Annotated in this window: 7 protein-coding genes and 2 tRNA genes; 8 read left to right on the forward strand and 1 reads right to left on the reverse strand. The window is 64.4% G+C overall.

The window, feature by feature from the left end:
* Positions 1 to 112 precede the first annotated feature (112 nt).
* Positions 113 to 2701 (reverse strand): DNA mismatch repair protein MutS, encoded by a 2589-nt coding sequence (mutS, locus tag LU493_RS17820; RefSeq protein WP_275289153.1) that lies wholly within the window; start codon positions 2699 to 2701, stop codon positions 113 to 115.
* A gap of 162 nt (positions 2702 to 2863) precedes the next feature.
* Between mutS and LU493_RS17825 the strand changes: the two genes are divergently transcribed.
* The 8 genes from LU493_RS17825 (at position 2864) to LU493_RS17860 (ending at position 9963) form a co-directional block, all read left to right on the forward strand.
* Entirely contained in the window at positions 2864 to 3379 is a 516-nt protein-coding gene (locus LU493_RS17825) for a CinA family protein (RefSeq protein ID WP_275289154.1), read from the forward strand.
* A gap of 119 nt (positions 3380 to 3498) precedes the next feature.
* Positions 3499 to 4569, forward strand: a complete 1071-nt coding sequence (gene recA, locus LU493_RS17830) for a recombinase RecA (RefSeq protein WP_275289155.1) — start codon at positions 3499 to 3501, stop codon at positions 4567 to 4569.
* 3 nt (positions 4570 to 4572) lie between these two features.
* Positions 4573 to 5037 (forward strand): regulatory protein RecX, encoded by a 465-nt coding sequence (locus tag LU493_RS17835; protein WP_275289156.1) that lies wholly within the window; start codon positions 4573 to 4575, stop codon positions 5035 to 5037.
* 280 nt (positions 5038 to 5317) lie between these two features.
* Positions 5318 to 7924, forward strand: a complete 2607-nt coding sequence (gene alaS, locus LU493_RS17840) for an alanine--tRNA ligase (RefSeq protein ID WP_275289157.1) — start codon at positions 5318 to 5320, stop codon at positions 7922 to 7924.
* Positions 7925 to 8021: 97 nt separating this feature from the next.
* On the forward strand, positions 8022 to 9272 hold the full coding sequence (locus tag LU493_RS17845; protein ID WP_275289158.1) for an aspartate kinase: 1251 nt from the start codon (positions 8022 to 8024) through the stop codon (positions 9270 to 9272).
* A 203-nt stretch (positions 9273 to 9475) separates the two neighbouring features.
* The gene (gene csrA / locus LU493_RS17850; RefSeq protein WP_275289159.1) at positions 9476 to 9673 is read left to right on the forward strand and encodes a carbon storage regulator CsrA; all 198 of its coding nucleotides are present in this window, start codon (positions 9476 to 9478) and stop codon (positions 9671 to 9673) included.
* 102 nt (positions 9674 to 9775) lie between these two features.
* A tRNA-Ser gene (locus tag LU493_RS17855) sits at positions 9776 to 9868 on the forward strand.
* A gap of 21 nt (positions 9869 to 9889) precedes the next feature.
* Positions 9890 to 9963: transfer RNA gene (locus LU493_RS17860), tRNA-Arg, on the forward strand.
* Position 9964: the final 1 nt, after the last annotated feature.

Consider the following 9964-nt stretch of genomic DNA (forward strand, 5'->3'; position numbering starts at 1 on the left):
ACGGCCAATCGGTCTCGTATGATGAGTTTAAGTTATAAAAACTGTTGCTTTTATAATATAGTGAGCTTTTCGACCCCATTCTAGTCGGGCCGCCGCGCCGACCGCAAGGCGGCTATAGCCTTTCCTTCCAGTGATACAGCCATTCCAGTGCCTGACGCGGTGTCATGTCATCCAGCCCCAGGCTTCCTAGACTTTCCACCACGGGGTGCGGTGCGCTGGCGAAGAGGTCGGCCTGTTGCGGCGTATCACCCGACGTGGCGGCGTTATCGTCCGTGGGCATGCTGCGCTGGCCCTGGTCGATTTCCTGCTGTTCGAGGTTGGCGAGCTTTTCCCGCGCCCGGGCGATCACGCTCTGGGGAACGCCGGCGAGCTGTGCGACCTGCAGGCCATAGCTCTGGCTGGCCGGACCGTCTTCCACCCGGTGCATGAAGACGATGCCTTCCTTGTGCTCCGTGGCCGTCAGGTGGACATTGGCCACGCCGCCCGCCTGTTCGGCCAGGGCCGTCATTTCGAAGTAGTGGGTGGCGAACAGTGTGAAGGCTCGGCTGCGGGTCAGTTGCTCGGCGCTGGCCCAGGCCAGCGACAGGCCATCGAAGGTGCTGGTGCCGCGCCCGATCTCGTCCATCAGCACCAGGCTGTGGTCGGTGGCGTTATGCAGGATGTTGGCGGTCTCGGTCATCTCCACCATGAAGGTGGAGCGCCCGCCGGCCAGATCATCCGAGGAGCCGATGCGAGTGAAGATGCGATCCACGGGGCCGATCGAGGCGGCATCGGCGGGCACGAAACTGCCGGTGTGGGCGAGCAGGGTGATCAGGGCGGCCTGACGCATGTAGGTCGATTTGCCGCCCATGTTGGGGCCGGTGATCACCAGCATCCGCCGCTCGTCGTCCATGTTCAGGTCGTTGGGAACAAAGGGCGTATCGCTGACCTGTTCGACGACCGGGTGGCGACCGGCACGAATGGTGATGCCCGGTGTTTCGGGCAGTTCAGGGCGCACGAAATCCAGGGCTCGGGCGCGCTCGGCCAGGGTCGAGAGCACATCCAGTGCCGCCAGGGCCTGGCCGGTGGCCTGGAGCGTGGCGAGTTCGGCGTTGAGGTCGTCGAGCAAGCCGTCGTAGAGCAGCTTCTCGCGAGCCAGTGCCCGTGACTTGGCCGACAGCGCCTTGTCCTCGAACTCCTTGAGTTCGGGGATGATGAAGCGCTCGGCGTTTTTCAGGGTCTGGCGACGTATGTAGTCCACCGGCGCCTCCCGGGCCTGGGCCCGGGGAATCTCGATGTAGTAGCCGTGAACCCGGTTGTAGCCGACCTTGAGGCCGGGCAGTCCGGTGCGTTCGCGCTCCCGGGTTTCCAGCTCGATCAGGTAGTCTCCAGCGTGCTCGGCCAGGCCTCGGTGCTCGTCGAGTTCGGCGTCGAACCCCTCGGCGATCACGCCGCCGTCGCGGATCACCACCGGCGGATTCTCCACCAGGGCGCGGCTCAGAGTATCGGCCAGCGTCGGGTAGGGGTGGATGCGGCGCTTGAGATCATCCAGGGCGGTGCCTTCGTCGAAACGGACCAGTTCGGTCTCGAGCTCGGGAAGGGCGTTCAGGGCATCACGCAGCCTGGCGAGATCGCGAGGGCGGGCGCTGTAGAGCGCAACCCTGGCCAGGATGCGTTCCACGTCACCGATCGCCTTCAGGGCGTCCCGTGGCGCGACGAAGCCATCACCATCGAGGAGGGCGGCGACCGCCGCCTGGCGTCCCGATACCTGGGCACGATCGCGTAGCGGCCGGTTGAGCCAGCGCTTGAGCAGGCGAGACCCCATGGCGGTGGACGTCGTGTCGAGCACGCTGGCCAGGGTATTGTCGGTGCCACCGCTCATGTTGATACCGATTTCCAGGTTGCGACGGCTGGCGGCATCGATCACCACGGCATCGTCGCGGCTTTCCACGCCGATGGCGGTGACATGGGGCAATTGTGAGCGCTGGGTATCGCGGGCGTAGTCGATCAACACGCCGGCGGCGGTGATGGCCGCTTCCAGGTGGGCGCAGCCGAACCCTCGGAGGTCCTGGACAGCGAACTGGTCACAGAGCGTGCGGGTGGCGCTTTCCAGGTCGAACAGCCAGTCGTTCTGACGGCGCAGGCCACGATGCGTTTCCAGGCCGGGCGGCAGCGTCAGACTCTCGGCGACCAGCAGCTCTGCCGGGTCCAGGCGTGTCAGCTCGGCCAGCGCCTCGGTTTCGCCTTCCACCTCGAGCACGCTGAAACGACCGCTGGAAAGCTCCAGCCAGGCCAGTCCCCATCGATCACCGGCGGCATGCAGTGCGACCACCAGGTTGTCGCGGCGGGCGTCGAGCAGGGCCTCGTCGTACAGGGTGCCGGGGGTGACGATGCGCACGACCTGTCGTTCCACTGGCCCCTTGGCAGCATTCGGGTCGCCCATCTGCTCGCAGATGGCGACCGATTCACCGGCGGCGACCAATCGTGCCAGGTAGCCTTCGGCGCTGTGATAGGGGACCCCGGCCATGGGAATCGGCTTGCCCGCCGATTGGCCGCGCTGGGTCAAGGTGATATCGAGCAGGGAGGCGGCACGCTTGGCGTCCTCGAAGAACAGCTCGTAGAAATCACCCATTCGGTAGAAGAGCAGCACGTCTGGATGTTCGCGCTTGATCTTCAGGTATTGGGCCATCATCGGGGTATGCTGGGCGCTGGCCTGTGACATGGGCTTCCTTGGCTTGCCGGTGGTGATGGTGCGAAGAACGACAGCGGAATCATGGCGACGTGCATGTCATGCATGTCGCGGACAAAGCCAGTATTCTACGCTCAAGGACGTTCGGCGTCAGGAGCGCTGTTGTCCAGCTACCATCGGTCTGGAGGAAATGCCATGGCGGTACATGCCGAAAGTGCGGATCCCCTCGATCCGGCGAGGCTCGCCGAATATCTGGGTCGTCTGTGCCGGGAACGGGGCATCGTGGTCAGTACCGCGGAATCCTGTACCGGTGGTGGCGTGGCCAGCGCCATCACCGCGGTCGCCGGTAGTTCCGACTATTTCGAGACCGGCTATGTGACCTATGCCAATACCGCCAAGACGCGTCTGCTCGGCGTTCCCGAAGCCGTGCTGGCCGAGCATGGCGCCGTCAGTCGACAGGTGGTCGAGGCCATGGTTGCCGGAGCCTGCGCCGAGAGCGGGGCCGATCTGGCTGTGGCCGTCAGTGGTGTCGCTGGCCCGGGAGGTGGCACCGACGGCAAGCCGGTGGGTACCGTGTGGCTGGCCTGGGGTGACGGATGGCAGCGTGACTCGGAGTGCCGGCACTTTTCCGGCGATCGCGATGCCGTGCGCGAGGCGGCGGTGCGTGAGGCGCTGGTGGGGCTGATCCGTTGGCTGGCACCGCATGGGTAGCTTGCTTGCGGGACTGGTCGAGTGGTGCTTTTTTCGTCATAATACTGTGCAATCATACAGTGAAGGGGCCTGGTCGCTGGCCATGTCTCCATCATTCGCTATCGCTTAGGAGGCCTGTCATGGCTCAGGACGAGAACCGTTCCAAGGCGCTGAACGCTGCGCTATCCCAGATCGATCGACAGTTCGGCAAGGGGACCGTGATGCGGCTGGGCGATACGCCGCGCGTGGTGATGCCGTCGGTCTCCACCGGCTCGCTGGGCCTGGATATCGCGCTGGGTATCGGCGGCCTGCCCTATGGCCGCGTCGTGGAAATCTTCGGCCCCGAATCCTCGGGCAAGACCACGCTGACCCTCGCGGTCATCGCCGAGGCTCAGAAGCAGGGCAAGACCTGCGCCTTCATCGACGCCGAACACGCCCTCGATCCCAATTATGCCGAGAAGCTCGGTGTCAATCTCGATGATCTGCTGGTCTCTCAGCCCGATACCGGTGAGCAGGCCCTCGAGATCTGCGACATGCTGGTGCGCTCCGGCGGGGTCGACGTGATCATCATCGACTCGGTGGCGGCGCTGACCCCGCGCGCCGAGATCGAGGGCGAGATGGGCGATTCCCACGTCGGCTTGCAGGCACGCCTGATGTCCCAGGCGCTGCGCAAGGTCACCGGCCACATGAAGAACGCCAACTGCATGGTGGTGTTCATCAACCAGATCCGCATGAAGATCGGCGTGATGTTCGGCAGTCCCGAGACCACCACCGGTGGCAACGCCCTGAAATTCTACTCCAGCGTGCGCCTGGATATCCGACGCACCGGTTCGGTCAAGCAGGGCGACGAGGTCACCGGCAACGAGACGCGGGTCAAGGTGGTCAAGAACAAGGTGGCGCCGCCGTTCCGCCAGGCCGAGTTTCAGATTCTCTATGGCAAGGGGATCTACCATGCCGGGGAAGTGGTCGATCTGGGTGTCCAGTGCGGCCTGGTCGACAAGGCAGGTGCCTGGTACAGCTATCAGGGCAACAAGATCGGTCAGGGCAAGGCCAATGCCGCCCAGTTCCTCGAGGACAACCCCTCGGTGATGGAGGAGATCGAAAGCCAGATTCGTGCCCAGTTGCTGGCCGCGCCGGAGCCTCGTGAGGAAGAAGGCGAGGACGAAGCGCCCATCGGCGAGGGCAGCGAGCGCGAGGACGGCCTGCTGTAGACGATGCGCGAGACGGCCGAGAGTACCCCCCGGGAAGATGCCATTCGCCTGCTGGCGAGGCGAGAATATGCCCGCGGGGAATTGCGCGAACGCCTGGTCGCGAAGGGGCATGCCGACGAAGACGTCGAGGCATGTCTGTTCGACCTGGAGGAGCAGGGCCTGCAGTCCGACGCGCGTTTCGCCGAAAGCTTCCTGCGGGCCCGGGTTGCCCGGGGGCAGGGGCCGATCAAGTTGCGCGCCGAGCTCGAACGGCGTGGCATCGACGATGAGATCGTGCGCCAGGCCTTCACCGAGCTGGCGACCGAGGTCGACTGGTTCAGCCTGGCCGCCGAGGCGCTGGCGCGCCGCTTCTCGGGGCCGGGCGAGACGTCGCGTGAACGGGCTCGACGGGAGCGCTTCCTGGCCGGCAGGGGGTTCGATTTCGAGCAGCTCCGACACGCTGTGATGCATGCCTGGGACGATGCCTGAGACGCACTCCCGACCTTCCCGCCCTGTCGTTGTTTGACGACTGCGCTATAATGGCTCCCTTTGCGGAGGAAACACTGACTAAATGCCTGCGTGGCTCGGCGTTTCGATCACTACGCGATGGCCGCTGGCCTGCCGAGGCCTTGGCCAATCCCGCCAGCGTCGTCACGATAGCCCGAGCGCCCGTGCTCGAGCACGCTCGCCGATTTATTGAGTGCTTCCCAGTGCCCCGGGCGGCGTGCCCTGCCCGGAGGGCCTCCATGCTTATCGTCACGGATATTCCATGAAAAGTGCAGACATCAGACAGGCCTTTCTGAGCTACTTCGAGGAGCGAGGGCATTCCATCGTCCCGTCGAGCTCCCTGGTACCGGACAACGACCCGACCCTGCTGTTCACCAATGCCGGCATGGTGCCGTTCAAGGACGTCTTCCTGGGGCGCGATCCGCGCCCCTACGTGCGTGCGACCTCGGCTCAGCGCTGCGTGCGCGCCGGCGGCAAGCACAATGACCTGGACAACGTCGGCTATACCGCGCGTCACCACACCTTCTTCGAGATGCTGGGCAACTTCAGCTTCGGTGACTATTTCAAGCGCGATGCCATTCATTTCGCCTGGAACTTCCTCACCAAGGTGCTCGGTCTGCCTCGGGAGAAGCTCTGGGTCACCGTCCACGTCAGCGATGACGAGGCCGAGCGCATCTGGAAGGACGAAGTGGGCATCGATCCCGAGCGTTTCTCCCGGCTCGACGAGGACAATTTCTGGCAGATGGGCGATACCGGCCCCTGTGGGCCGAGTTCCGAGGTCTTCTACGACCATGGCCCCGAGGTGTGGGGTGGTCCTCCCGGCAGTCCCGAGGAGGATGGAGACCGCTACATCGAGGTCTGGAATCTGGTCTTCATGCAGTACGACCGCGATGTCGCCGGCAACATGAATCCGCTGCCCAAGCCGTCCATCGATACCGGCATGGGACTGGAGCGCATCGCCGCGGTCATGCAGGGCGTGCACTCGAACTACGAGATCGACCTGTTCCAGAACCTGCTGGCCGCTGCCGCCGAGGCAACGGGGCATGGCGACACCTCGGCGCCTTCGCTGCGCGTGATCGCCGATCACATTCGTTCCTGTGCCTTCCTGGTGGCCGATGGCGTGCTGCCCTCCAACGAGGGACGCGGCTATGTGCTGAGGCGCATCATTCGGCGTGCCGTGCGCCACGGCCACAAGCTCGGCGCCCAGGGTAGCTTCTTCCACAAGCTGGTGGCGGCGCTGGACGCCGAGATGGGCGAGGCCTATCCCGAGCTGCGCGAGGCCCGCGGTCAGATCGAGCGCGTGCTGCTCAAGGAAGAAGAACAGTTCGCGCGGACCCTGGAGCATGGCATGGGGCTGCTCGGGGAGGCACTCGATGCACTGGAGGGCGACACCCTGCCCGGGGAGACAGTGTTCAAGCTCTATGACACCTATGGTTTCCCCTATGACCTGACCGCCGATGTCTGCCGCGAGCGGGGTGTCTCGCTGGATGAGGCCGGCTTCCAGCGCGAGCTGGAGGCCCAGCGTCAGCGTGCCCGGGCGGCCAGTCAGTTCGACGTCGATTACGGCGCGGCGCTGGAGCTCGATGGCCAGACCGACTTCACCGGCTATGATCGACTCGAGGATCGCGCCACCGTGGTCGCCCTCGTCGACGAGGCTGGCAATGCCCTGGCGCAGCTCGAGACCGAGCAACGGGGCGTGGTGGTGCTCGATCGAACGCCCTTCTACGGGGAGTCCGGCGGCCAGGTCGGTGATACCGGCTACCTCGAGCTCGAGGGCGGACGCTTCCTGGTCGAGGACACCCAGAAACAGGCTGGCCACCACCTGCACCAGGGGCGCCTGCTGGAAGGCGAGCTCGAGGTCGGGGCAAGCGTGACGCCGCACGTCGATGCGAGCCTGCGTGCCGCCACGGTACGCAATCACTCGGCGACCCACCTGCTGCACAAGGCGCTGCGCCTGGTGCTGGGCGATCATGTCCAGCAGAAGGGCTCGCTGGTGACGCCGGAGCGGCTGCGTTTCGATTTCAGCCACTTCGAGCCGATGAGCCAGGAGCAACTTGCCGAGGTCGAGCGGTTGGTCAATGAACAGGTGCTGGCCAATGCACCGACCCGCATCGAGCACATGACGCTCGACGAAGCCAAGGAAAAGGGCGCCGCGGCGCTGTTCGAGGCCAAGTATGCCGACAGCGTGCGCGTGCTGACCATCGGTGCCGACGATTTCTCCGTCGAGCTGTGCGGTGGTACCCATGTGGCCCGCAGCGGCGATATCGGTTGTTGTCACATCGTCGCCGAGGCCGGTATCGCCAGTGGTGTGCGCCGTATCGAAGCGATCACCGGAGACGGTGCCCTGGCCTATTTCCGCGATCAGGAAGCGCGAGTGGCGCGTATCGGCGAACGCCTGAAGGCCAAGCCGGAGCAGGTCGAGGAGCGCGTGATGTCGCTGGTCGAACGCAACCGCGACCTGGAAAAGGAGGTCGAGCGTCTCAAGGCCAAGCTGGCCAGCGCCGCCGGCAGCGACATGCTCGGCGAGGCCCGCGAGGTCAAGGGGATCAAGGTGCTGGCCAAGCGCCTCGAGGGTGTCTCGGGCAAGGAGTTGCGTGGCCTGCTCGATCAGCTCAAGAACAAGCTGGGCTCGGGCGTGGTGGTGCTCGGTGTGGGTGACGAGCAGGCCGGCAAGGTCAGCCTGATCGCCGGCGTCACCGATGACCTGACCGGCCGGGTCAAGGCCGGCGAGCTGGTCAATCACGTGGCCTCTCAGGTCGGCGGAAAGGGCGGGGGACGCCCCGACATGGCTCAGGCCGGCGGCAGCGATGTCTCGGCCCTGCCCGGTGCGCTGGATAGCGTGCCCATGTGGGTCGAGTCCAAGCTCTGATGATCATCGGGGCCGAAGGCGGATGCCTTCGGCCCTTAGTTTATACAGCTAACCGTTTTCATTCGAACGTTAACCCGGATACGAGGGACAACGATAAATGGCACTATACGTACAGAAGTTCGGCGGCACCTCGGTGGGCTCCGTGGAGCGCATCAAGGCCGTGGCCGAGAAGGTCAAGGGCTTCCGTGACGAGGGGCACCAGGTCGTGGTCGTGGTTTCCGCGATGAGCGGCGAGACCAACCGGCTGATCGGCCTGGCCAACGATATCAACGACGAGCCGACTCCGCGCGAGATGGACATGCTGGTGTCCACCGGCGAACAGGTGACCATCTCGCTGCTGGCCATGGCGCTTCACAAGCTGGGCGTGCCGGCCACGTCCTATACCGGCTCCCAGGTCGGCATCATGACCGACAGCGCCCATACCAAGGCGCGCATCCAGCGCATCGAGACCGAGGACATGCGCCAGGACCTGGACGATGGCCAGGTGGCCGTGGTGGCCGGCTTCCAGGGCGTCGACGAGGAAGGCAACATCACCACCCTCGGCCGTGGTGGTTCCGACACCACCGGGGTGGCCCTGGCCGCGGCGCTGGGCGCTGACGAGTGCCAGATCTACACCGATGTCGATGGCGTCTATACCACCGACCCACGGGTCTGCTCCCGGGCCCAGCGCCTGGACACCATCACCGTCGAGGAGATGCTGGAGCTGGCGAGCCTGGGCTCCAAGGTCCTGCAGATCCGTGCCGTCGAATTTGCCGGCAAATACAATGTTCCGCTGCGCGTGCTGTCCAGTTTCGAGGGCGGCCCCGGCACCCTGATCGTCGCAGACTCCGATAATGACGAGGACTCCATGGAAGAACCGCTGATCTCCGGTATCGCCTTTACCGCCAACGAAGCCAAGCTGACCCTGCTCAATACACCGGATGTCCCCGGTGTCGCCTCGAAAATTCTGGGGCCGATCGCCGATGCCAATATCGAGATCGACATGATCGTGCAGAACGTGGCGCCGGCCGGCGATTACACCGACTTCACCTTCACCGTGGCCAAGGGCGACTACAAGCAGACCCTGCGCATCCTCGAGGATCAGGTGCTGCCCGCGCTGGGCGAGGGCGAGGTCAAGGGCGATGACAATATCGCCAAGGTCTCGCTGGTCGGGGTCGGCATGCGTTCCCATGCCGGCGTGGCGTCCAAGATGTTCCGCGTCTTGTCCGAGGAGAACATCAATATCCGCATGGTCTCGACGTCCGAGATCAAGATTTCCGTGGTGATCGACGAGAAGCACATGGAGCTGGCGGTGCGTGCCCTGCACAAGGCGTTCGGACTCGACAAGTCCGACATCGAGAGCGAATAAACGACACCCAGGTTCGCCGACAGCTTCTACGCTGGTAGGGAGTCCATGACACTGGTGTGAAAGGGGCTTCTCTTCAACGTGGCGTTGCAGTGTCATGGTCGGCGCTATTGGCTCGGGGGCGACATCGTGCCATGGTGTCACGCGCCGTCGTCCCCTGTAGGTGGCAGCATCCCGTAGCCAGAAGTCTGAAAAGGAGATCAGTCATGCTCATCCTGACCCGCCGCGTCGGCGAAACCCTGATGATCGGCGACGATATCACCGTCACCGTTCTGGGGGTAAAGGGCAACCAGGTCCGCATTGGTGTCAATGCACCCAAGGACGTCGCCGTGCACCGCGAGGAGATCTATCAACGCATTCAGCGTGAGAAATCCGACGACGACATCGACGACGAGACACCTTGAGGCTCGAACCGGCGTTTACCGACGCCGGGTCGAGTGAGAAAAATCCTCCGGACGCTGGACAATGGCCTTTTAAATCGGTAGGATGCGCACCGTGCCGATGAGGGAGAGGTGGCCGAGTGGCTGAAGGCGCTCCCCTGCTAAGGGAGTAAGGGGTTAATAGCCCCTTCGAGGGTTCGAATCCCTCCCTCTCCGCCATGTACGGCACGGTGAAGGTAAGCGCCCGTAGCTCAGCTGGATAGAGTACCTGACTACGAATCAGGCGGTCGGAGGTTCGAATCCTCCCGGGCGCGC

Origin of the sequence: Halomonas elongata (genome assembly GCF_029081005.1) — a bacterium.
GTDB classification, from domain to species: domain Bacteria; phylum Pseudomonadota; class Gammaproteobacteria; order Pseudomonadales; family Halomonadaceae; genus Halomonas; species Halomonas elongata_B.